Origin of the sequence: Acinetobacter sp. YH16052 (genome assembly GCF_013417155.1) — a bacterium.
Classification (GTDB): domain Bacteria; phylum Pseudomonadota; class Gammaproteobacteria; order Pseudomonadales; family Moraxellaceae; genus Acinetobacter.
This window is the reverse complement of the sequence record NZ_VPEO01000021.1, coordinates 1-25036: the sequence shown is the minus strand read 5'-3', so window position 1 is coordinate 25036 and position 25036 is coordinate 1. Positions and strand designations below refer to the sequence as shown.

At 40.6% G+C, this 25036-nt stretch carries 20 protein-coding genes and 6 pseudogenes; 12 read left to right on the top strand and 14 right to left on the bottom strand.

Going from position 1 to position 25036, the window contains the following annotated elements:
- Positions 1-12: 12 nt before the first annotated feature.
- On the bottom strand, positions 13-2691 hold the full coding sequence (locus tag FTV42_RS13070; RefSeq protein WP_180039021.1) for a DUF11 domain-containing protein: 2679 nt from the start codon (positions 2689-2691) through the stop codon (positions 13-15).
- Between the two features lie 345 nt (positions 2692-3036).
- Entirely contained in the window at positions 3037-3801 is a 765-nt protein-coding gene (locus tag FTV42_RS13065) for an IS5 family transposase (RefSeq protein WP_180039014.1), read from the bottom strand.
- 600 nt (positions 3802-4401) lie between these two features.
- Between FTV42_RS13065 and FTV42_RS13060 the strand changes: the two genes are divergently transcribed.
- The 3 genes and pseudogenes from FTV42_RS13060 to FTV42_RS13050 all read left to right on the top strand — a co-directional run.
- Positions 4402-5247 carry a class I SAM-dependent methyltransferase gene (locus FTV42_RS13060; protein ID WP_180039013.1) on the top strand — a complete coding sequence of 282 codons (846 nt, stop codon included), beginning with the start codon at positions 4402-4404 and terminating at the stop codon, positions 5245-5247.
- 15 nt (positions 5248-5262) lie between these two features.
- Positions 5263-5991: an alpha-ketoglutarate-dependent dioxygenase AlkB gene (locus tag FTV42_RS13055; protein ID WP_180039012.1), complete on the top strand. Its 729-nt coding sequence runs from the start codon at positions 5263-5265 to the stop codon at positions 5989-5991.
- 179 nt (positions 5992-6170) lie between these two features.
- Positions 6171-6357: pseudogene (locus FTV42_RS13050) on the top strand (VF530 family DNA-binding protein); the annotation flags it as partial.
- A gap of 358 nt (positions 6358-6715) precedes the next feature.
- Here the strand turns inward: FTV42_RS13050 and lldD are convergent.
- The 4 genes and pseudogenes from lldD to FTV42_RS17625 form a co-directional block, all read right to left on the bottom strand.
- Positions 6716-7861 (bottom strand): FMN-dependent L-lactate dehydrogenase LldD, encoded by a 1146-nt coding sequence (lldD, locus tag FTV42_RS13045; RefSeq protein ID WP_114541435.1) that lies wholly within the window; start codon positions 7859-7861, stop codon positions 6716-6718.
- A 3-nt stretch (positions 7862-7864) separates the two neighbouring features.
- A complete protein-coding gene (lldR, locus tag FTV42_RS13040) occupies positions 7865-8608 on the bottom strand; it encodes a transcriptional regulator LldR (RefSeq protein WP_180039011.1) in 744 nt (247 codons plus the stop codon).
- Positions 8609-8625: 17 nt separating this feature from the next.
- A complete protein-coding gene (lldP, locus tag FTV42_RS13035) occupies positions 8626-10290 on the bottom strand; it encodes an L-lactate permease (RefSeq protein WP_044112454.1) in 1665 nt (554 codons plus the stop codon).
- A gap of 224 nt (positions 10291-10514) precedes the next feature.
- Positions 10515-10634 (bottom strand): annotated as a pseudogene (locus tag FTV42_RS17625) (IS5/IS1182 family transposase); the annotation flags it as partial.
- A 321-nt stretch (positions 10635-10955) separates the two neighbouring features.
- Here FTV42_RS17625 and FTV42_RS17615 point away from each other — a divergent pair.
- Positions 10956-11333, top strand: a complete 378-nt coding sequence (locus FTV42_RS17615; protein ID WP_228305215.1) for a hypothetical protein — start codon at positions 10956-10958, stop codon at positions 11331-11333.
- A 45-nt stretch (positions 11334-11378) separates the two neighbouring features.
- Positions 11379-11720, top strand: a complete 342-nt coding sequence (locus FTV42_RS13025; protein ID WP_180039010.1) for a histidine kinase dimerization/phospho-acceptor domain-containing protein — start codon at positions 11379-11381, stop codon at positions 11718-11720.
- Between the two features lie 421 nt (positions 11721-12141).
- Here FTV42_RS13025 and bioD read toward each other — a convergent pair whose 3' ends face one another.
- The 7 genes and pseudogenes from bioD to FTV42_RS12990 form a co-directional block, all read right to left on the bottom strand.
- Positions 12142-12807, bottom strand: coding sequence for a dethiobiotin synthase (gene bioD / locus FTV42_RS13020; protein ID WP_180039009.1), 666 nt, complete (start codon positions 12805-12807; stop codon positions 12142-12144).
- Positions 12804-13589, bottom strand: coding sequence for a malonyl-ACP O-methyltransferase BioC (bioC, locus tag FTV42_RS13015; RefSeq protein WP_180039008.1), 786 nt, complete (start codon positions 13587-13589; stop codon positions 12804-12806). Before bioC ends, bioD begins: the two co-directional genes overlap by 4 nt.
- Positions 13556-14725 (bottom strand): 8-amino-7-oxononanoate synthase, encoded by a 1170-nt coding sequence (locus FTV42_RS13010; RefSeq protein WP_180039007.1) that lies wholly within the window; start codon positions 14723-14725, stop codon positions 13556-13558. Before FTV42_RS13010 ends, bioC begins: the two co-directional genes overlap by 34 nt.
- Complete coding sequence (gene bioA / locus FTV42_RS13005; protein ID WP_180039006.1) at positions 14722-16002, bottom strand: adenosylmethionine--8-amino-7-oxononanoate transaminase; 1281 nt, start codon at positions 16000-16002, stop codon at positions 14722-14724. Before bioA ends, FTV42_RS13010 begins: the two co-directional genes overlap by 4 nt.
- An 88-nt stretch (positions 16003-16090) precedes the next feature.
- The gene (locus FTV42_RS13000; protein WP_180039005.1) at positions 16091-16801 is read right to left on the bottom strand and encodes an alpha/beta hydrolase; all 711 of its coding nucleotides are present in this window, start codon (positions 16799-16801) and stop codon (positions 16091-16093) included.
- A gap of 66 nt (positions 16802-16867) precedes the next feature.
- Positions 16868-17857 (bottom strand): biotin synthase BioB, encoded by a 990-nt coding sequence (bioB, locus tag FTV42_RS12995; protein ID WP_180039004.1) that lies wholly within the window; start codon positions 17855-17857, stop codon positions 16868-16870.
- A 148-nt stretch (positions 17858-18005) separates the two neighbouring features.
- Positions 18006-18614 (bottom strand): annotated as a pseudogene (locus FTV42_RS12990) (IS982 family transposase); the annotation flags it as partial.
- Between FTV42_RS12990 and FTV42_RS12985 the strand changes: the two are divergent.
- The 7 genes and pseudogenes from FTV42_RS12985 to FTV42_RS12955 all read left to right on the top strand — a co-directional run.
- Positions 18603-19133, top strand: a pseudogene (locus tag FTV42_RS12985) (TolC family protein); the annotation flags it as partial. The pseudogenes FTV42_RS12990 and FTV42_RS12985 overlap by 12 nt on opposite strands.
- A pseudogene (locus FTV42_RS12980) lies at positions 19123-19533 on the top strand (transposase); the annotation flags it as partial. The pseudogenes FTV42_RS12985 and FTV42_RS12980, both read left to right, overlap by 11 nt.
- A 306-nt stretch (positions 19534-19839) precedes the next feature.
- A complete protein-coding gene (locus tag FTV42_RS12975) occupies positions 19840-21996 on the top strand; it encodes a TonB-dependent siderophore receptor (protein ID WP_180039003.1) in 2157 nt (718 codons plus the stop codon).
- Positions 21997-22067: 71 nt separating this feature from the next.
- Positions 22068-22679 (top strand): DUF4198 domain-containing protein, encoded by a 612-nt coding sequence (locus FTV42_RS12970; RefSeq protein WP_004647798.1) that lies wholly within the window; start codon positions 22068-22070, stop codon positions 22677-22679.
- Between the two features lie 42 nt (positions 22680-22721).
- Entirely contained in the window at positions 22722-23003 is a 282-nt protein-coding gene (locus tag FTV42_RS12965) for a hypothetical protein (protein WP_004647796.1), read from the top strand.
- A 3-nt stretch (positions 23004-23006) separates the two neighbouring features.
- On the top strand, positions 23007-24566 hold the full coding sequence (locus tag FTV42_RS12960) for a PepSY domain-containing protein (RefSeq protein WP_180039002.1): 1560 nt from the start codon (positions 23007-23009) through the stop codon (positions 24564-24566).
- Positions 24563-24835 carry a hypothetical protein gene (locus FTV42_RS12955; RefSeq protein ID WP_180039001.1) on the top strand — a complete coding sequence of 91 codons (273 nt, stop codon included), beginning with the start codon at positions 24563-24565 and terminating at the stop codon, positions 24833-24835. Before FTV42_RS12960 ends, FTV42_RS12955 begins: the two co-directional genes overlap by 4 nt.
- A 93-nt stretch (positions 24836-24928) precedes the next feature.
- Here FTV42_RS12955 and FTV42_RS12950 read toward each other — a convergent pair.
- A pseudogene (locus FTV42_RS12950) lies at positions 24929-25036 on the bottom strand (IS5/IS1182 family transposase); the annotation flags it as partial.

Here is a 25036-nt window from a genome sequence, read left to right as displayed (position 1 = left end):
TATCCGCTCTGTTTATGGGCTTACCCGAATAGAAAAGTATATGGAAGCCTGACCTTGTGGTGTAAGCGATCCCACACTGCCTGCAATTTGATCGTTATTTACAGCGATTGTGCCTTGACTAATAGATGGTGGTAAACCACTACGTAATTGGCTGTAAGCAGGCACAATATCATTAATCACAATATTACTAGCTGGGGTGGCGCCCTCATTTTTAATGGTTAAACGATAGCTCACACATTGATTTGGTTTTACTTGAAGTGGTGTGCTTCCGTAGGTTGCACTGCTTACCGTAGCTAAAGTTAAGGCACAGTTTTCATCTTTCGCCTGCTCTTTGGTCAAACGTAACTGGGTTGGATCTACCGTGGTCAAGTCAGTGTTTTGTAAATCATCCAAGGTCAGCCCCTGAATGGTATTGTTTGCTTTCACCACAATATTCGCCACACTAGACATACCATTGGTTGCCGTTGTTGGTGCCTGGACTTTTAAGAGAAGTTGAATTGAAGCTTGCGGCGCTAAACCACCTGTAATGATGGATAAATCATTAATCATTGGATCAGTCGCATCAATCACGCCATTATTATTGGCATCATGATACAAAGTATAAGTAAAGGTATCATTTGGGTTTTGCGGAATAACACTAAACGTGATCTGGCCTACTGCATTCCCCTCAACCACAGTTCCTGTATTCTTTAAGGTATGTAGATAGACAACTGTGCCACCAATATTGACCCGACCCTGCCGATCATTTGCCAGTGTCATTTGTCTCTGGATAATATCAACTTGGTCCTTAATACTATCCGCCTGTGCATTCATTGGGGATTTTATCGCAAACCAAATAGGAAGATTAGCCAAGTCTGTATTAGTGGGAACAGTGACAACAGCACAATATTTTTTGGTTGCACCCGCTGCTACATTGCCAGTACTGCTGATTACATTTCCTAGGCTTTGGCAATCATCACTCGTATCATAGAATTTCACTATCCACTGGGCAGGAAAACTGGTACTGATATTATTGACATCAATTTCAGCAACCGAAGCATATAAATTATAGCTATTCGTTACCGTACTCTTATTCTCTACAACCAAAGGAAATACGGCTGTTCCACCCCTAACTGCTGATTTATTTACCCATGCCTGTCCACCAGGTGATGTAACAGCACCTATACCAGTTCCTGAACTATCATTATTGTACAAGTCACTAGAACCTGCGGTATTGGTATTGTTTAATCGATTACGAGTACTATTGGTAATTGCTGTATCTGTAACTGAAGTTGCCTTAACATCAAAATCTAGTATTTCATTAGTCGCTGTAACACAATTGGCAGGGAAATAAACACCAAGCACAATTTTTTTCGATGCGCCTGCTGCCATCGAACCTGTATCAATAATACCGTCAGCATTACTATCTGTCAGTAAAGTACGCCCATCGGACTGGTATAAGCGTGTGACTGCACAACTTGGGACATTTGCACTTTTTGTAATGTTTAAATTATAGCTGTCTGTCGCCTGTCCTGTATTCCAAACATAATTATCAAACTGGATTTCTTTGGCTGCACCAGTAAATGTGTTTGATTTGGTGAGCAAGTCATTCGTTCCTCCATCAGTATTTCCAACAGAAGAGTTATTCAGTATCACCCCTAAGGTTTGCTGAACTGTAAAAATAACGGTATTGGTTGATGTATCTTTTAACAAGATAGTTGTATTATTTTTATACTGTTTATAGTTAGCAGTGTTATTGATTTTTTCCGCTGCATTCGGATTAACTTTTACCTTAAAACTAAATGTACCTTTGCTTAACGCAGTAATGCCTGTGAGTTTAAATTCCACCTCACCACCCGCATATTTATAGTTCATAACTGACTCAGCAGTACTGCCTGCTTCATTGTCATTATCTACATCTGTTAATGTACTTGCGCCATTATTCCAAATAGCTGTTCCAGCTTGGTAACTTACACTGCTCGGCAAAGTATCACGGACAAATAGTTGACCTAGTGCAGTCCCCGTATTGTTATAGGTAAATGTATAGGTAACTTCTGTGCCTGTTTTACCTGTACTGATATTTTGAGATTTTGTGACCTGAATAACCGCATCATCAACCACTTTTGCAACATCTGAGACAGTGGCAGACACATTACCTGAATCAAGTTGACTGGTTGAAGTTAAAGTAAAGTTTGCAACGTGACCTGCGCTAATGCTGTTGACTGGAATACTTCCCACCACAACCACAGCCACAGACTCACCTGCTTCTAAATTCAGAATTGCATTATTGAGTAAATTATTATTGTCATCAGGCTCACCATTTTGATCCCGATCCGCATAAACTGCGATATTTTCTAGATCAAACTGGTCATTTGTAAGTTGATTCAGTGTAATTTTATAGCTATCAGCAATATTTCCCGTATTGGTGAGTACATGAGGAAAATTGAGTTTACTGCCAATAGTTCCGATATTCTGCTGATTGCTTTGCAGGCTCAATGAGTAAATAGGCTGAACTGTGAGGATAACGGGATTGGAGTTGATGACTTGCAAGTTGCCTTGCTCATCATAAAAGTCACCACTCGCTATGTTAGTAATGCTACTTCCCGCCTTGGGTTGAGCAAAAACCACAGGGCTACAAGTAAAAATAAATAAACTAAGACAGCAGGCAAAAGAAACTCGTGAAATAACACTTCCCTTGAATCGACTTACCATATCCAATAACCCACTAAAATCATAAAAATAAATTCTTGTTGATGATTTTTTAACCAAAATACTACAAAAAGCCAACTTTTCATACAAAAATGTAGCAAGTCTATTGGTTTTTATCAAAAAAACCAACCAACACTCACTTAATTTTAAATCAGAGACCAAAAACACACTATTTATTATTAAATTTCGATTTTAAGTTAAAATTTAGAAGAATCCTATCACAATAAAAGCAAATATTTTATCTCTTTCAACACAGAAAATGACCTAGACGAATACTGTCAGTTTGAAGCATAAATAAACATTCACTGCATAAAAATGTCATATCAATCATTAGGGTCTGTTGACATTTCAAGTATAGAATTTACGCGATAAAGGTAGCCAAATAAATATACAAGCTAATGCAACTGCCCCCTCATAGCTACACTTTAGCTTATCATATCGTGTTGCTATTCCTCTGAACTGCTTTAACCTACAAAATGCATTCTCAACTAAGTGTCTGATTTTATATAAATACCAATCCATATGATCATTATTTGACTGAGTATTTGATTTTCTTGGAATATTCGCTTTAGTTTTTTTCACAGATATTTGTTCTCTTAATGATTCAGAGTCATATCCTTTGTCTGCACAACATACTTCCGTTTCACTCAAATCAAGTTTTTCAATCATTTTGGGAGCAATCTTGACATCATGTATCGTTCCATCGGAGATAATAATTTCGATTGGATTACCATCCGCATCAACAGCTAAGTGTATTTTAGAACTACTTCCACCAATGCTTTTAGAAATATCCTGATCTTTTATTCCAGCAGAATGTTGGTGTGCCCGAACATGACTAGCATCAATAAAAACCCATTCCATATCAGCATTTGAAGAAATTAATTTAAATATTTTCATTAACTTATCATTTTTACACCAACGATTATATTTTTTAAAGATTGAGTTATACGAACCAAATTCTTTAAGCAAATCACGCCATGGGCAGCCTGTTCTTATTCTATAAAGTATTGCTTCGACAAAATTTCTCAAATTAGATTTGGAATAGATATCAAAATTTCGGAAAATAGAAAGTAACTTAGACCAGTGTTGATCATTCAGCATTGTACGAGGCATAGCGAGAAGTAAATTTGGTTTGGCGATTAAATTTTACTTTCTCGCTATTTTTTGAACAGAAAATGTCAACAGGCCCTAGTTAAAATTAAGAACAATTCGTCTGAACAGACTTCCCTGCTGATAAGGGATTAAGACACTCCAATCTTTGTTGAAGTTTGATTTTGCGAATGTCTGAACAGACTTCCCTGCTGATAATGGGTGAGCTTGGAATAAATTGAGCAACGCTCAATCCAAGCGCAAGACTATTTGACTCTAGGTCGTATTTTTGGACTTCCCTGCTGATAAGGGATTAAGACACTAGACCTGCCTCAGCTAGTATTGAGCGAATCGTCTGAACAGACTTCCTGAGCCTTTCTGAGAAACACTGTTTCGAAGAAGGCGTAAAATAAGGGATTAAGAGGTTTTGAAAAAGTAGAATTTCTACTTTCTCGTATATCTGATAGGATTTTCCTGCTGATAATGGCAATTTTTTTACATACAAATCAAAATTTTAGGCCTGAATAAAGCACTTATATCAAAAATTATCGTAAGCTTATGAAAAATATATAAAAGAATATTCCATCATAAAGTACATCCAAGTTTTATATATTTGGATGATTCATGAACGCATTATTACAATACAAAGATAAAATAGAAGAGCAGTTTTTAAGCTCTATTGACTCAACCGACTTTAAAGAAATTTGCCAAGGTAATATTGAGTTTTTCAAACATTATTTACAAGCAAATTTTAACTATTCAGCTTTTTGCAATCGTACTGCTCGTGCTAAAAATCCACTTCAGCAATTTGATGATCTCACTTCATATATGGCACTGTATGGCTTAGCCCATTATCAACGAATGCGAACGATTATTGACTATGTCCAAGTGATGCCACATTTTAAAATTACACAGCCAATTGAAGCCTGTGTAATTGACTATGGCTGTGGACAAGGCATTGCTTCTCTAGCTTTTATAGATCATCTAATTGAGTCAAAACTTCAAATTAAATGTTTGAAACTGGTCCTGATTGAACCCTCTGCTCATGCTTTAAAACGTGCTATTTATTGGATTGAAAAAAAAGCTAAAGCAGCAGAAATAAATATAGAAGTGATCGCTTTAGCCTGTACATTTGATGAATTAGAGCCTGACTACCTAGCATCAAATATCAAACAATATCCATGCTTTCATTTGTTTAATAACATTCTAGATATGTATAGCGCTGGCATATTTAGCTTATCAAAGCTCACACAACTCATTAAAATGCAGCCCAATGAAAATTTTATATTTGCCGTCAGCCCTGATTTTTCTTCAGGCAACCGTGGCTTTGATGCTTTACATGAATTGACCCGCCCGAATACGATTTATTTAAATACAACTGGCACAATTGAAGTTGAAGAATATCGCTATACATCACAAAAGACTTCCATGCGTAAAGCACCTGTTCGTGTCTATGCTGCGAAACTATAAAATAGGAATCTAATCATGATAGAAGATCTTTTCGCATCAGAGACAACTTGTTTTGGCACCAAACAATATGCAAGTCAACCTACAGCTTGTGGTAGGGGTTTTGAAATTAAAATCCCTTATGGTAGCTTAATTTATATACCCAAATTCATTGAGAAAAAAATAGCTGATCGCACTTTGGCTGTATTCTTTGAAAATGATCATTACGATTGGGAAAATACGAATTGGCATGATGTTGATAATATTAACGAACTTAAATGGACAAATATTGCTTGGCAACAAGATACTGTAAAACTCTACGGTAAAAAACATGAATTACCACGTGTATCAGCTTGGTATGGTGATACAGGGAAGAGCTATAAATATTCAGGGATCTTACTTCACCCTCATCCTTGGAATGCGGCATTGCTTTGGATGAGAGAGCAACTTTCTACAATCAACGATACTCCTTTTAACAGTGTTTTACTGAATTGGTATCGAAGTGGACAAGATCATATTTCATGGCATACAGATGCTGAACCTGAGTTAGGTGAAAACCCCACTATCGCCTCATTAAACTTCGGAGAAGCTCGTCGCTTTTTACTCAGACGTAATGATGACCATGCTGATAAAATTGAAATTAATTTAGGTCATGGTGACCTTTTAATTATGCAGGGTGAAATACAACATTTTTGGCAACATAGCGTACCTAAGCAGACAAAGATTAAACATGGAAGATTAAATATGACTTTTCGTGAAATAATCTAACGAATTTTCAATTCTCTCAAAGTAATGTACAGGGTAAGCAACCAATCACTCAGGCTTTCCCTTTATGATTATCACAAATACTCAAAGCGAGTTTTTCCTACCTGACCTAGGTCATAATTGCTTCCTTTGCCAAATACGATTGATCCAATGAGCCACTCCACGGCAAAAAACTTGCTGACATTTTGGATGAATTATTGGACTACGATGATGGCTTTGAAGGCTTAAGTCACAAAATTGAATAGCTATTTTTGCATAGACCCAAGTGTTAAATCATCATTACGATTCTTGCGTACCACACCATGGGCACGTGAAAAAGTAGAAAGCTTATATTTGTTCGTCTTACGTCAAAAGGCCAAACAGAAAACCGTAGCCTCAGGCAACACCCCTCTCATCATAAAATTATACCAGTCAGTAAAATACTCTTAGATTGAGCATATGTATGTTGGTTATTATTGTTGATTATCACAATAAATTAGTGACCAAAAATAAAAGTACCCCACCCCACCTTAAATTACGTCACACAAAATAAAAACTCTATATTGCTGATATATATAGAGTTTATTAACGCACCAATTATGTTATTTAGTGTATTTTATGTCGGTGACTCTTACCAAGGTTGGTTTTTTTTCAAAAGGAAGCTTTGTTTACCCAAATTATTCAGATAAAAATCTCTTTTTTCAAAGGAAAGTTGGCAAAGCCTTAGTAATGTGAGTAATTAAATCGCTTACTCTTTCTCTAGCTTGACCAGGCAATCCGATGTAATATCTGCAATGGTTCTTGCACCAGTCAATGTCATTGCCACACGCATTTCTTTCTCAATCAAATCTAGTAAATTACTTACCCCAGAACCGCCGGCAGCACCAAGTGCGTATACAAATGCACGACCAAGCATGCAAATATCTGCACCCATAGCCAACATACGTACCACATCAAGACCGTTACGAATCCCTGAATCTGCTAAAATTTTGATGTCACCTTTGACCGCACTTGCAATTGAAGGAAGCGCACGAGCAGAAGACAAAACACCATCAAGCTGACGACCACCGTGATTGGAGACCACAATTCCATCTGCTCCGAAACGTACCGCATCCTTGGCATCCTCAGGATCTAAAATCCCCTTAATAACCATGGGACCCTCCCAATAATCACGAATCCACTCAAGATCTTTCCAAGAAATTGAAGGGTCAAAGTTACTTCCCAGCCAACCGATATAATCTTCCAGACCTGTCGGCTTACCTAAATATTTCGAAATGTTACCCAAATCATGCGGACGACCCAATAAACCGACATTCCAAGCCCAGTGTGGGTGCATACACGATTGCATATAACGACGTATTGCAGCATTTTTACCACTCATTCCTGAATGTGCATCACGATAACGCGCACCTGGAACAGGCATATCGACTGTGAATACTAAGGTAGAACAGCCTGCGGCTTTAGCACGTTCCAAGGCATTTTTCATAAAACCACGGTCACGTAGTACATACAGTTGAAACCACATCGGACGTTGAATCGCAGGTGCCACTTCTTCAATTGGACAAACTGAAACTGTTGATAAGGTAAATGGAATGCCCTTTTTATCTGCGGCAACCGCGGCTTGAACTTCACCACGACGCGCATACATACCCGTTAGACCTACAGGTGACAATGCCACTGGCAACGCCAAATTTTCACCAAACAATTGCGTTTCTAAGCTCAGCTCAGACATGTCATTTAACACACGTTGACGTAAAGCGATTTTTGATAAATCGTCTACATTACGCTTTAAAGTATATTCCGCATAGGCACCACCATCGATGTATTCAAATAAAAATGGCGGTAAACGACGTTTCGCAGCTTCACGATAGTCATTTGCAGAAGAAATAATCATAACTTATGTCCTATTTAATCGACTCGAACGTTGACGACGAGCTTCTTCTTCATCGATCATACGTACGCGTTGAACAACAAATTCAATATGCCCACAAGCTGCCTTACGTGCAGTCTCTGAGTCTTGACGTTCAATTGCATCCATCACTTCAAAGTGCTGGTCATGCAATTGTTCAAAATGTTGTGGTGTAGTGTAGACTTTACGTCGCCCTAACATCACGTTGTCTTGCAATAAATCAAACAAACTACGCATCATTTGGATCAGCACTAGATTGTGGGATGCTTCTGCAATCGCCAGATGAAACTTCGCATCCGCTATTGCTGCGTGTGCATCATCACCTAAGGCCTGAAAATGGCTAATCTGCTCAAAACACTGACGAATATTGATCAAATCACTGGGTGTGGCACGTTGTGCGGCATACCACGCTGTACCACCTTCAAGCACCATACGAGCTTCTTGTACATCAAAACGATATTCAGGATCTTGATCCATCAAACCGGATAATGGCTCAACGATTTGATGCTGTGACCAATGTGCAGGCAACTGCTTTAAATAGTTGCCTGCACCCGCTTTGCTCTGAATAATCCCTGCGGTAATCAGCTGTTGAATCGCCTCACGTAAAGAGCTACGAGACACACCCAATTGTTCACAGAGTTGGCGTTCGGCAGGCAATCGCTCTCCGACTTGCACATTATTTTTTTCAATCAATAGACGTAACCGCTGTACTACTTTATCGGAGACTTTCATTTTTTTCCTTGACCCGTTTACGGAATCATCCACGGGAAAACATAAGCTTGTAAGGTCACAATAATACCAATCATCACCGTAAAGATAATGCTGTGTTTTACTGTAAATCTAAATAAATCAGATTCTTTACCAACTAAGCCCACTGCCGCACAAGCAATCGCAATTGATTGAGGAGAAATCATCTTACCTGTTACTCCACCACTGGTATTGGCAGCAACTAACAAGACTTCAGGCACACCGATTTGCTGTGCTGTAGTTGCTTGTAACGCTGAAAACAATGCGTTAGCTGAAGTATCTGAACCTGTAAGAAACACTCCAACCCAACCCAAGAATGGTGAGAAGAAGGTGAAAGCCTGACCCGTATGTGCCAGTGCTAAAGCAAGCGTTGCTGACAGACCTGAATAGTTTGCAATGAACGCAAAAGCCAGTACCATACCAATCGAATAAATTGGGGTTTTTAGTTCATTCACGGTTTCAAAGAATGTCGAAACTGCCTCTTTAGGTTTCATGTTTAAATAAATAATCGTGATCAATGCCGCCAATATAATCGCCGTACCCGTTGCTGATAACCAATCAAACTTATAAATCGCATCATAATCTTTAATTTCAGGCACGACAGGTGGTAGCTTTTGAATCAATTGATGCAAATACGGCACTTTAACTGAAACTACTAAATCACTTAATGGGCCGTCCTTAACAAATAAATCTTTAAAAGGTTTGATGCTCCAGATCGTCACCATTGCTGTAAGTATCAGAAATGGAGACCAGGCTTTGGCTATCTGTGCCACACTATATTGTTTACGAGCTTGCTTGATAATAGTTTCATCTACCTGTATATTTTTATCCTCAAAAAGAAAAATATGTTTTGGTTTCCAATACTTAAGTAAGATAGTTAAACTGATTAATGATGCAATTGCAGCAGTGATATCGGGTAACTCAGGCCCAACAAAATTTGATGTTAGATATTGCGCTAAAGAAAAAGATAAGCTGGCAACTAAAATAGCAGGCCAAGTTTCTTTAACCCCACGCCAACCATCCATGATTGCCATGATCCAGATCAATACAATTGGCACCATAAAGGGTAACTGACGACCAACCATTTGACTGATTTCCATGGTGTCAACACCTGAAACCTGCCCAGCGACAATGATCGGAATTCCCATTGCACCAAAAGCAACAGGTGCAGTATTAACTATCAGACATAGCCCAGCCGCATATAAAGGCTTAAAGCCGAGTCCCACCAACAGTGCCGCAGTAATTGCGACGGGCGCACCAAAACCTGCCGCACCTTCTAAAAACGTACCAAAAGCAAACCCAACTAATAGCATTTGCAAACGTTGATCTTCTGTAATTGACAGAATAGACGAACGAATAACATCAAACTGTCCTGTTTTTACTGAAATCTTATATATAAAAACTGCACCGATAATAATCCATGCAATTGGCCACAGGCCGTAGAAGAATCCATAGACCATTGATGCTAATGCCATTCCAATTGGCATTTTGTATAAAAATAATGAGACCAGAAAGGCTAAAAAGACGGTAATTGTAGCGGCTACACTACCCTTCATGCGAAAAATAGCTAACGCTAAAAAAAAGAAAATAATTGGAACTAGCGCAATAGCACTCGAAATCCAGATATTGCCTATAGGATCATAAATTTGTTGCCACTGTTGAAGCATTGTCTACTCCTTGAAATGCTTAACTACTAGATTGAACAGTTTATTGTACTTAAACACTAAATTGGTATGACCAATTTAGTGTTTAAGAGATAAAATGTGCATTTTGTATTGGCGATATTAGTAATATTAGCCCAAAAACACAATATAAAAGATTTAATTTATTTTTTGGTATGACCAATTTTCATAATCTCTTAAAATTTTATATATTAGATTTCTTTCATAATTCACTTTTTACTCAGCTCAAAATTATAGATTCCCACAATTAAATTAAATCTTAATCCTAGTCTTTTGCCAGGGTTGCGATATCGCTCGGCAAGGATTTTGAAGGTTTTCAAAGTTCCAAATAACTGTTCAATTCCAATTCTTCTTTTATTGATTTCTTGGTTATAAAATTTTAGCTCGAGATCTGGTTTTTAGTGCTTTTTTGCTTTTAATGGCCATAAACTATTTGGATACAATGTATAAATCCCTTGATAGCCTTTATTTGCAAGAGGCTTTGTTGCACAAACCTACCACTGAAAGCTTCTTGGGGAATATAATTTCTAAATGAAGAGGTCTGCACCCAAGATCTATCGTACAACCAGTTGATCTACCTACAATAAAGCCTTACTCAGTCAAGGAAATATATCAATTTGGTTTGATTCAGCCATCCAATGGTCGCTCGATTGACTCAACAACTGCCGATGCAAAACTTGGATGAAAATGTACTAGCCCAACAACTTCATTCCACCAATCAAGAGCAGTTGATTGCCTATAAAGTGTCTTTATTTGGCTCTGACGTCAGTGTCGTTCAGCATGTGGTAGCAAAAACCCGAGGTGCACCGAAAGATTTAAGCCACCAAGTAGTTGGCTTTAGTACAAAGCAACAAGGTGAGGCTCAGTTATGTGTTACGTCGTGGGGATATTCAAGTGGTGGAAGCAGAGCGGATGTTCCTACGTGGATAATTGCTCAAAAAGATTTTATAATCGGTATTAATACCAATAATTTTGTTTTTATTGCTATGTATAGGCTTAATCGTTTTGATTATTCGTCGAGAGCTTAAAGCCTTAGATGAAGTTTCAACCTTTTAAGTCAGCCAAATTTATCAGTGAATGATGCTACTCACTATTTAAAAACCTTAGATGCCAAAGTAATGCCTTCCAAGGTACAGTCCTTTGCCCAAAACTCTAAGCACTTAATACATAAACTGCATCAAAATCCGGAAAATGAAAAAGTATTTAGTTCATACGCCGCCCATGAATTGCGTAGTCCTTTAACCGCGATCAAAACTCATATCCAGCTTGCACAACTGATGGCAGAACAACAGGCAAGCTCGCCCAAATTGCAACAAAGCTTGCAGCAGGTACACATTGGTATCCGCCGATGTACCCAGCTACTGGAACAGCTTCTAGCACTTTCCTCTACCGATCAAGTACTGAGCGATATCTAGTACAGTATTGAAATTGCACGGCTCCTGACTCAGGTGATTGCCGATTTACAGTCGCTTTATCCGGAAATTGAACCCAGTTTAACAATTGACTGACCGAGCCTGACCCGAGTTGCCCTACCCGATTTTGAACTAGATACCGTCTTTAAAAACCTACTTAACAATGCTCTATTGCAGGCATAGGCAAATACCATTTCAATTGCTATGCTGCATGTGTGCTGATCATTCATAATGATAATCAAAGGTTGAAGATATGCATACTTGGGACAGCGTTTCTGGCATAAATCTCCCTAGCAAAATGGGCATGGGCTAGACTTATATTTGATGAAAATGGTGTTAAACAAATATGGCTATCAGATTCAATTTACAGTGGCGCAACCTCAATATTTAAGCATTCACATCAGCCCCCCTGTAAGCTGATCACTTACTCATGGATAGACGGGGCTAAATTTAAAGCTGGAATATCAACCCATGTCGTATCAGCAAAATCACGCTGCAAATACTGTTTTAAATAAGCAATGGTATCTTCAGCGATCAAGGGATCTTTGGAGTTATCTGCATGATTAAAAGCAATGGCATATAATTGAACCCCGCGGAGTTTTAACAACTCAAGACTCAGCAAGGTATGATTAATACTGCCTAAACGCCCTGAAGTGACGAGAATCACCGGATAATTATGTGTCTGAATATAATCAATAGTCAGGAACTCTTCGGTTAAGGGCACCATCAGACCACCGGCACCTTCCAGCAAAATACAGTCGTAGGCCACAGCCAGCTGTTCGGTAGCCTGATGAATCTGTTCAAAGTTAATGGCTCGCCCATCCAGCCGCGCAGCAAGATGCGGTGAAGCCGGATACGTAAAAATTTCCGGCATGGTCAGTTTTTGCTGGTCTTCCGGTAACAATCCACAACCCATAATTGCACGATGCTGTTCGATATCTTCTGATATATCGACATTTCCGGTCTGGATCAGCTTTTGGGTTATGGTACGAATGCCCTGCTCATTCCAATTTTTGGCCAGAAAACCAGTAGTAAAGGTTTTACCAATTGCGGTATCAATGCCGCTGACAAAATAAATCTGTGCGCTCATACTGTCTTCCGTGCAATGACATAAACCGGATGATAGGTCAGTGCATACTGTTTGCTTTCAGGGTCTTGGAATTGTTGATAGCCGGTATAAAAATCCTGTAAGGACGATTTTGTCCACCGAAACCCCTGTGCCGTCGCCTGTACACCAGTGGCTTTGATATGCTGTAACACCTGTTTCGGATGCTCAAAATGCAAGGTCATCTGTTCTTCTGTCTGCAGCAGAATGTCAAAGCCTAAGGATTCAAGCAGTTCACAAACCTCCGCTAAAGGCAGATAATCCAAGCCTTGTCCGGTCAGTGCCTTAATTTCCTTTAAATTATTGTCCGTATAACTGGCAAAACACAGATGCCCAGAGGGATTTAAGGCCTGCGCAATGTTGAGCAACAATGCTTTTAAATCCGAGATCCATTGCAATGCAGAACACGACAGCACCATGTCCAGAGACTGCGGCAGTGGCAAGGTTTCAATATTACCAATCCCCCACAAAAGCCGATCAGCTTCCGGGAAATGCTGCTTCACTTCGGCATATAGATCATTTAAAAATAAATGATCAAAGCTGTAATACTGCATAAAAAGCCGGGTAAAAAACCCTGAACCGCAGCCAATTTCCAATACCCGTTGCAAATGTGGTTGTGCTACATGCTGCTGCATGAACTGCATCAACTCTGCCGCTACGGCACTTTGTACCAGCGCATGCTGCTCATAACTGAGATTTGCCTGAGCAAAACGCTGGGCAATCTGTTTGCTGTTCATCGCGGCAAATTCCTCAGCACCTGCAGACATGCGTCCAGCTCATCCGCAGAAATGTTCTGATTCAGGCAGATTCTGAGTCTGGAGGTGTTGGCAGGAACCGTTGGCGGACGTACTGGTAGCACATAAAATCCCTGCTTTTGCATAATTTCAGCCGCCTGAATGGTGCGTTTTGCCTCACCAATCAGTACCGGCACAATTTGCGAGGTTGACGGACAGTGATATCCCAAGTCTTGAATGCCCTGCTGACAGCGTACAGCCAATGCTGCCAAATGTATTCGTCCCGCCTGAAGCTGCTGTACCTTCTGAAAAATAAATCTAGTCCAGGCCATACATAGTGGCGGCTGGGCGGTACTAAAAATTAAAGGTCGCATGCTATTAATCAGATAGTCACGAATCACTGGCGCACAGACCAGATAACCACCAACTGAAGCCAAAGCCTTGCCAAAGGTACCGACCAGGAAGTCAATCTGATCCAATACTTGATACTGTTCTGCGCAGCCCAATCCACGTTCACCGCGCACACCAATTGCATGTGCCTCATCGACATAGAGCATGACTTTTGCAAACTGCTGTTTTAATGCCACCAAAGCAGTTAAATCTGTTTCATCCCCATCCATACTGAAAATTGATTCAGTTACCACAATGATGCGCTGGATAGATTCATCTGACTGATATTTTTCTAAAAACTGAGTCAAATGCTGCAGGTCATTATGGCGGTAACGCACATAGCCAGCTTTAGATAAACGAATCCCGTCGATAATACTGGCATGTACCAGTTTGTCAGCAATGATCATGGTTTTAGCATTACTGAGCGCAGGAAGAATCCCGATATTCATGTGATAACCACTATTAAACAGCAGTACTGAACGTCCAAAAGCCTGTGACATCTGTGCTTCAAGTTGTTCAAAATTGGGAAAGTTTCCTGTCAGTAAACGTGAAGAGCTTGAACTCATATATCGCTCAGACATCGGCGTGAGGTCAAAAAATTCCTCACGTAGCGTTAAGTTGGATGCCAGACCTAAATAGTCATTGGATGCCAGATTCAGCATCTCTTGGCCATTGAGTTGCAATCGTGGCTGGCTAGAAATATTGGACTTAAACTGGCGATATTGCCCTTGCTGTTTCAAGTCATCTAGCTGCTGCTGGAAATGCTCAAGATGGTTCATGCTACTGCCTCTATCTGCTGAATCATCTCCCGCATATGCTTTAATAAAGTTTCAAGTTGCTGTGTTGAAATTACATATGGCGGCATGACATAGACCAGACGGCCAAAAGGACGAATCCAGACGCCACGGCATACACATTCAGCCTGAAAACGCGCCAAATCAATAGTTTGATGTAGCTCAACCACGCCAATTGCGCCGAGGACACGCACATCTTTGACTTGTGCCAAGGATTTTAAATCCAGTAAATATTGTTCTAGTGTACTTTCAATCTGTTGAATACGCGTCTGCCAGTCTTGAGCCAGTAACAGCTGGGTACTTTTTAATGCGACCGCACAGGCCAACGGATTAGCCATAAAAGTTGGGCCATGCATGAACACACCCGCTTCACCACTTGAAATCGTTTCTGCTACATGGCGAGTGGTTAAGGTCGCTGACAAGGTCATATAACCACCAGTTAATGCCTTACCGATACACATAATGTCTGGTGTGATCTCAGCATGTTCATAGGCAAACAGTTTTCCGGTGCGGCCGAAACCGGTGGCAATCTCATCCAAAATCAGCAGTACATCGTATTTTTCACACAACAACTTGGCTTGTTTTAAATATTCCGGATGATAGAGACGCATCCCGCCTGCACCTTGCACAATCGGCTCGATGATCATGGCAGCAATCTGCTGATGCTGCTGTGCCAGCATGTGCTCAAGTGGCTGTATATCTTCGGGTTGCCATGCCCCATCAAAACGACTTTGAGGTGCCGGAACAAATAAACGGTTCGGTAAACTGGAACCAAAAATCTGATGCATACCGGTTACAGGGTCACAAACCGACATGGCATTCCAGGTATCGCCATGATAGCCAGAGCGTGTGGTAACAAAGTTGGTTTTTTGCGGTTGCTGACGTGCATGCCAATACTGCACGGCCATTTTCAGCGCCACTTCAACCGCGACCGAGCCGGAATCGGCAAAGAAGATTTTATCCAGTTCAGGCGCTGTGATCTCAAGCAGCAGTTTACCCAGATCAATCGCAGGCTGATGAGTCAAACCACCGAACATGATATGTGACATCGACTCTAATTGTTTTGTTACGGCCTGATTGAGTTCAGAATGATTATAACCGTGAATTGTGCACCACCAGGACGACATGCCATCAATCAGCTCGGTACCATCTTCAAGTTCAATGACTGCACCATGTGCAGCTTTAACTTTGTAACATGGCAAGGGTTGTGTCATGGAGGTATAAGGATGCCAAATATGCTGTTGATCAAAAGCGTCCTGCACAGAATTTACCCCAATTATTAAAACTAAAACTGATCTTAGCGCGTTAAATCTGAAAATGAAACGTCAAGAGCTACCAATCTCTTTTTGCTTAAGCCAGATCGGCTAAAAATTTTAAAATTGGCTCAACGAGTAACTTGGTATCAAAAAGGATGGCATCGTGTGTGCCCTGTATTTTTACCAAATTCAGATTTTGGGTTGTTAAAAACACGGATTCTTGACTAACTTTGCAAGGAACCAACATGTCGTTCTCGGAAAATATAAATAGCATCTTGACTGAATGATTTTTTAGGATATCTACCAGATTTAATTGATGCAAGAGATAAAGATGCTTAATCTGATAGTTTAAATCAATACTATTTAACTGTTGGTGCAATAATTTTGCACGTTCACGCGCTGCTGCACCAGCTAAAGTGACCAAGGTACAGAAGCGCTGCATCCCGCGTTTTGGATCAGCCAGTATGGAAGATTTAAATTGTGTATATTGTTCAACTGGCATCGCCTGTGGCCATGCTTCATTGGCCACGAAACAGGGATTTGACATACAGCAAATCACTGGCTTGGCAATTTTCAGTTGTTGCTGGATTTCATTAGCCAGCAAAAGTGCCAACTGTCCACCCAAAGACCACCCCATCAAGACATCAAACGAACTCGCCTGCCTGACTTTTTCGGCCAAAAGACTTTCTACGTTAGGATCGAAAATATCCCATACTTTAACTTGATGCTGCTGCCGCAACTGTTCTACAAACGGGGTTAAGACCGCTGTTCCTAGCCCCCAACCCGTAATCATCAGTATCTTCATTTTGTCTGTTCCAATAAAAAAGGGACCAATTCAAGTTGAAATGATCCCTGTTTGTTACACGATTAATTAAGCAGGTTGCATCGCATCTACAGCCAATTCTTTAGCTGTTTTCTTGGCAGCTTCAGCTTTTAAGCCTAATTTAGCAAACAAGGCTTTGTCTTTACCTTCACCACTGTTCGGGGCAGTAAGCAATTTATCACCTGAAAATAATGAGTTAGCTCCAGCCATAAATGCCAGTGCCTGATCAGAGTCAGAGAGAGATTCACGACCTGCCGACAAGCGGATATAACTCTTCGGCATAATAATCCGTGCTACCGCAATAGTACGAATCCAGTCAATCACATCCAGTTTTTCAACATCGGCCAGTGGTGTGCCTTCAATAGGAACCAACATATTTATGGGCACCGAACCCGGGTGAATCGGCATAGTCGCTAGTTCAAACAACAAACCGACTCGGTCTTGTACGCCTTCGCCCAAGCCGACAATACCGCCACTACAGACATTAATTCCGGCATCACGTATATGATCAAGCGTATTTAAGCGGTCATCAAAGCTACGTGTACTGATGACATTGGCATAATATTCACGTGAGGTATCAAGGTTGTGGTTATAATAATCTAGCCCTGCATCTTTCAGACGTTCCGCTTGTGAGGCATTCAGCATTCCTAGAGTCATACAGGTTTCCATGCCCAGTTTCTTGACTTCCTGCACCAGTTCCAGCACATACGGCATATCGCGTTCATGCGGATTACGCCATGCTGCGCCCATGCAGAAACGGGTCGAACCGGAAGCTTTGGCCTGTTTGGCTTCAGCAATCGCCTTTTGTACTTCTACGCGTTTTTCAATTTCCAGATCAGTATCGTAATGTGCAGATTGCGAACAGTATTTACAATCTTCCGGACAACGGCCCGTTTTAATTGAAAGCAGAGTACTGACCTGAACAGTATTCGGTTCAAAGTTTTGGCGATGAATTTGCTGTGCCTGAAACAGTAAATCCATTAAAGGCAAGTCATAAATTTCTTGTATTTCGGCACGTGACCAATCATTACGGATCATCTTGTCTGCATCATCTAAAATTCCATTGAGTAAATCATACGCTGTTTTTTTTATTTTTCTTTAGCGTTTTCTTTCATATTCATTGCCTGCTTAAAATAGCTTTAGTGTGTCAAGCTATTTTTGAAAGCTTATTTAACCCGAATCCTGCTTAAGCCGATGAGTCCTTAATTTGAATTGTTGGCTTATTTCGATGGGTTAATTGATATCCACATAGTGAGGCGTAAATTCCACGCAGAAATCCATGAAGACTACGTGCTTTACTCGTCAATAAATTGTATTGCCCCTTCAATAAGCCGAATAATATTTCTATTTTATTGCGTTGTCTTAAGTGATATTTATCTGATGCACAGAGTTGAATAGCCTGCATATTCTTCCGATGATAAGTAATTAAATCAATACCTTGATCTTTCAATCTAATTTTTAATTCTTGGCTGATGTAACCTCGATCCCCGTAAAGTTTTGCTTCTATACCAGCAACCAATTGCTCAACCATTTTTATATTAGCAACATGTCCATTCGATAAAGCAGAACAGGCAATTTCACCAAATTGATTCATCGCAATACGTAATTTACAGCCATAAAACCAGCCTATTGAGCTTCTACCATGTGATGCAATTTGGATTAATGATTTATGACGCTAAATACGTTGATTTTTACAAATTGGCAGAGTTGTTGAATCAATCCATAAATATTGTGTACCTTGGCCTTTCATCAGTGCCACATGTAAAGCATGTAGAGCTAATTCATGCATACCCAATTGGCTCAAGCCAATGTGAAAGCCCAGCAAGCGGCAAAAAAACCGAATGTTTTTGCTTTTGGCGAATATAGTCTGGATCAAAATGAAAACTGGATTGTCGGAGTTGCCGCACGCTATAACCTGTTTTCCGGGATCGATAAAAACAAGAATATTCAGGCTGCCGAACTCAAACGCTCTGCTACAGAATTACTCACTGCACGCACCCAGCAAGAAATTGAAAATCTGATTTATAAATCTTATAGCAAAGCATTCAGTGTACAGCAAAGTGATGCACTTCTGGCACAAAACTTGAAAGCCGCACAGGAAAATTTACGCATCCAAGAATTGTCTTTTAAAGAAGATATGGGCACCGCCACACAGGTCATCGATGCACAAAATATGCTGAGCGGACTACGAGCTGAAACTGCCTTGAATGCCTACAAATATGTGATGTCACTGGCCACCCTATTACAAAGCCATGGCTCGATTACAGAATTTCCGAACTACATTCAACATACCAATACCCACTATAGATGCTAAAACTCTTCAAATACGAGCAGTTCAGCTCACAACGAATAATGTGAGTGATTCACGAATCCTTGGGGAGTTACTTGATCAAATTCCGTTGGATGAACAGATTGATTCAGTTTATACAGACGAGGCTTATAACACCAAGCAATGCCGTCAAGTCATTGCAGACCGGTAAGCATATGCGGTAGTTCCCTCCAGAAAAAATGCAAAGCCTTAGAAAATTACAAAAGTTCATTCGCAAGAGCGAAATGAATTACTTCGAACCGTTAAATGTTTAGGCAGGACACTATGGAAGAAATGGTCAGGCTATCATCGGCGAAGTTTGGTCAAAACCAAAATGTATTGCATTAAATTATTAGGCGATAAATTAACGGAATTAGGTCGACCTCATACCCAAGTTGTCACTTGAATTCGAGTAACTTAGAAAAGATCTATCTCTGAAGCCTTTATGCAACAAAGTCACTCCAGATTGAGGATTTGAAAATTTATAGTGCAGTATATAAACAAATTGGTTCAGGAGCACAAAAGTAAGGTAATAACATCTTTTTTTAACAGTGATATTTTATTGTTCCCTACTCCTTACATTAAACTTTTATTTGTAGATTTACCTATCATTAACTCATTTTTCATTTGGATTTCCTATTATATTGAGATTGCTTTAAGAGATATTAAACAATAATATTACTGATAATTATTATCATTTACATTAACTAAAATGTTTTATACCGTTCCTCCATCATTTAAGCTTTCTCTTCTTAGTCTTGCAATTTTAGTGTCCCAGCAAAGTTTTGCCGATGATACTCAGCAATTACCGACGATTACATTTACAGCGGAATCAGAACAGAGTGAGCTCAGCTCCGAACAGAGTAAGGCTTATATCATCCAAAATTCGTCAACCGCCTCAAAACTGAATATTCCACTCAAGGAAACGCCGCAAACAGTCAATGTCATCACTCGCCAGCAACTGGATGACTTTGCCTTGGATAATACCCGGGACGTACTGCGCAATACCCCTGGCATTATCGTCAGCAATCAGGAAACGGAACGGAGCTCCTACCTTGCCCGAGGTTTCGAGATTTCAAATGTTTTAGTCGATGGCGTTGGTATTCCACTCGAAGGCTATAATTATAATAATGATAATCCAGACAGTTTTTTGTTTGACCGTATCGAAGTGGTGAAAGGCGCGAATGCCTTAAATAATGGAATTGGCGATCCCGGCGCAACTATTAATATGATTCGCAAACGCCCGACATCCGACCTTCAAACAGCCTTTAATGCCAGTTATGGCTCATGGAATACGCAGCGCTATGAAGTAGATGTATCCTCTCCTCTCACCCAAGATGGAAAAGTCAGAGGTCGTGTATTTGGCTATCAACAAACAGGCGACAGTTATCTGGATCGTTATGAACTGGAAAAAAACGGCATAGGTGCTGTTGTGGAGGCAGATATTACTGACACAACTCTATTGACTGCTGGCTATACCGAAACCAATCACAAGCCGAATGGTGTCAATTGGGGTTCTAATCCACTGATCAATACTGAAGGCGAGCAGCTCAGTTACTCACGGAATTATAATTACAGTCCAAGCTGGGCCCACTGGGATAGCAATATTAAAAGTTACTTTGCCGAGCTTGAACAAAAACTGGGTGGCGACTGGACAGCCAAACTGACCTATGATGAAAAACGTACACAACGCGATTCAAAGCTCTTGTTTCTGTCCGGCAAACCTGGCGCAAATGGCACTTCAGGCATCTTCCTCTACCCAGGCATGTATATTGATGACAATAAAGAACAACAAGCCAGCCTGAGTTTTAGCGGCACCTATCCGCTTTGGGGACAACGCCATGAAGCCTCATTGGGCTATGTCTGGGCCAAAAATCGTCTGGATGAATTGGGTTATGCTGGCAGCTTTGTCAATCCGCTGACCACAGATTTAGCCAGCTTTACACCCGAAGAACCAAGCTGGGATATGTCGAAAACCAGTGGTGAAATGCATATCCGGCAGAAGAACCAGAGCCTTTATGCTGCGACCCGACTGCATCTGAATGATGATCTGAAACTGCTTTTAGGTGCGAACTACGTTCAGGCTGAAAGCAGTGGTAGCAGTTATGGGACCGACACCATTTATGATGAAGATAAAGTTTTACCCTATGCCGGTCTGACCTATAACTTTAGCCCTGAATATACAGGTTACCTGAGTTATACCTCGATTTTCCGTCCGCAAACCACCAAAGCAGATGATGGCAGCATTAACAAACCGATCGAAGGTGAAAGCTATGAAGTCGGAGTCAAAGGTTCTTGGCTAGATGACAAGCTTACCGCCACCATGGCTGTGTTCAGAACGGAGCAAAGTAATTATCCGCTTCGTGATTCTGATGGTATCCCGACTTTACGCACAACTCAGGTCAGTGACCTGCGTTCCCAAGGCTACGAGTTTGGCTTGGCGGGACAACTGACCGACCATTTTAACTTAAGCTTTGGTTATACCCAGTTTAGCCTGAAAGATCTGATCAATGGCGGTGATGCGCGTACCTTCAATCCAACCCAGTCTTTTAATCTTTTAACCACCTATCAGGTGCCACAACTTCCAAAACTGAAACTGGGCCTTGGTGTGCAGTGGCAGGATCAAACCTATCTGGATGTGCCTGAAGCAACCACCAATGGAGTGATTACCCAGAAAGCTGGAGTCATTGAACAGGATGCCTATGCGCTCGTGAACTTAATGGCCAGCTATGAGTTGAATAAGCATATGACCTTTCAAGCCAATGGTAATAACCTGACCAATGAAAAATACCTATTCAATTTCCCCAATCAGCAAGGTTTTTATGGTGCACCAGCGAATTACAGCGTTGCTGTGAAATTTAAATATTAATTTTTAAGCTGAGCCTTGACGACATGTTCAGGGCTAAATCATCACTACATACACAAAAATAGGTAAAACAAATGAAAAAAATGATCGCTTTGACCCTTGGACTGTCTATGACACTTTCAGCTCAGGCGCATATGCTTTGGCTAGAACGTGGCACAAATCAGCAGACTCATGCGTTCTTTGGTGAATATAGTGAACAGCTCAAAGAAACGCAGCAAGGTGCCCTCAAGTCTTTCAATCAGGCAAAGGCCGTTCAGGCCAAAAAAACATTTAGTCCTCAAATGCAACAGGATCATTTGCTCTATGCAACCCAAGGCCAGACCGATGTCCAGCTCACTCATGAATTGATCTATGGAGAATCATTGCTGAGCTATCATGCCAAATCCGGCAGACAAAACTTGAAAGCAGAGTCCGAACTGGATATTGTCCCGACCCAGATCAACAGCAATACATTTACGGTACTGTATCAGGGTAAAGCTGCTGCGGATGTTGAAGTCACAGTCTTTTCCCCGCAATTTTGGCTAAAAAAATACACCACCAACGGCCAAGGCCAGATTACGATCGCCACGCCATGGAAAGGTCAATATGTCATTGAAGTTGGCAAAGAAGCAGACAAGGCCGGAAAATTGAATCAGCAGGCCTATAAAAAACAGTATCTGGTAACGACTTTAAGTTTTGTTTATTAAGTTTTTAGATTTTCATCAGTATAGATCTATTCAAGGCCAAATATGATGTCTGTTGTAGTGCAGCCACTCGCCATTTTCTATCGCTTAGGCATGAGCTTTGGGATGGGCTACTTGTGCAGTTATTTGATCGCACTCGATCTGGCTTACTTTCTACAGGCTTTTCTGCCCAAAGCAGAATCCGTCTATTTGGCCGCCGTTATTGCCCTGATTTTTTATGTCTGTTTTGTGATTGGCATCTTCTGTATCCAGAGTTTAAAAAAGCTTTCGGTCTATAGCCTGCTTCCTTTCCTTAGCTTATTTACCATCTCCCGCTTCATAGGTTAAACCATGCATAAATCTGTCCGTCAATCCATGGCATGGCTACATTCATGGTTAGGTTTAAGTTTTGGCTGGCTGCTCTTCGCGATCTTTTTAACAGGCGCGGTCACCTATTACCGGCATGAAATCAGTATATGGATGCAGCCTGAATTTGCCTCAATACAAGTCAATCAGGAAACTGCCTTAAAATCTGCTTACAGCTATTTACAGCAGCATGCACCGGACGCCCAAAACTGGTATATCGGAGTCGCCAATCAAGATTCACCGGTGAATAAAGTCTACTGGCAAAAAGCGGATGGTGGCTATGAAGTCAAAACCCTGAATGCTTCGACAGGAAAAGAATTACAGCTTTCAGCCACACAAGGGGGAGATTTTTTCTATAATTTTCATTTTCAGCTCTATGGTATGCCCTACACCATCGGTCGCCTCATTGTGACGGTCGCTGCCTTTATCATGTTACTGACTCTGATTTCAGGAATTATTACCCATAAAAAAATACTGACAGACTTTTTTACCCTAAGAGCCTTTAAAGGACAGCGCTCTTATCTGGATTTTCATAATGTCAGTTCAGTGATTGCCCTGCCGTTCTTTTTGACCATGACATTTACCGGGTTGGCGATTTTCTTTTATATCGTGCTGCCTTCCGGTATGAAAAAACTTTATCCAGACAATCCCTTTCAATATTTTGAAGAAATTCGCACAATCAATACATCAGCCACCCACTCAGTTCCTGTGAAAACCCAGATGCTGCCAATTCAACATTTTATCACCACGGCACAGCAACACTGGGGATATGCGGAATTTGACAATATCACGGTCAAGCAGCCCAATACCCAGCTGGCACACATAACCTTAACTCAGCTCAAAGATCATTCCATTACACGAAATCAGGCACAGCTTATTTTAAATGCTGCTACCGGAAAATTGCTTGAAAATACACGAAATGAAAGTGCAATTGCCACACTAAATGCCAGCATGTATGGTTTACATATGGCACGTTTTGCTGAACCTGTTTTACGTTTAGGGTTATTTTTCTCCGGCATATTAGGCTGCGCAATGATTGCATCCGGATTGCTGCTGTGGAGCCTGAAACGCCAAATGCAGAAAAAATCAGTGCGGTTTCATCTCGGACACTATTTAGTGAACCGCTTGAATATCACCATAATTATTGGCTTGCCGCTTGCCATGCTGGGATATCTCTATGCGAATCGTTTTATCAGTATTCCTGTAGGTGCACCAAATTATGAAATTTATAGTTTTTTCTCTATCTGGCTTGGCAGTTTTATCCTGGCATGTGTAACCCCACAGCAGCATATATGGAGAATGCAGCTTAAACTTCTGATTTGTGCTGCCTTTATACTTCCCCTGATTGATATTTATTATTTAGTTTCCCAGCAATATATTGCTTCTTTTGCGACTTATTGGCCTTTTTTGCGTATTGAGCTAATGTTATGGACCTTGGCCCTTTTTGCCCTATTTTTACACCAAAAAATTACGCCCATTCAGCAAAAAGCGGTCAATAAAATTCAGGCTAAATTAAAAATCACTCAACAGGAATCATCAATATGATATGGATTGCAGTGATCGGTCTGCTTTGGCTGAGCTGTTTTGGTTTTTATGTGGTAAGTGAAAAGCAGATCCTAAAAACCCGAAAATCTAATTACGCTTTTTTAGCGGATTTTCCTACGTACACTAAATTCGCTGCAGGTATTTTCTTATTCGTCGCGATGTTTTTATTACGTACCCAGTTTAGCTCCAGTATTAGCTTTGTGTCTCTATGGGTATTTCTAAGCCCTGTACTGTTTATCTTTATCTTAAAAATGAATAAAGCATTTTAGTATTTATTTAAAATCAGAAATTAGCAAACAGCCTAGTGTGCTATTCACACGCCCTTTATTAAACCAATCTACCCAGTAGACCTCTTTCATAAATCATTTTTTGCTCAGTTCCAAGTTGTAGATTCCAGCGATTAAATTGAATCTCAAACCAAGCCTTTTACCTCTATTTCGATAACGCTCAGCAAGGATTTTGAAGGTTTT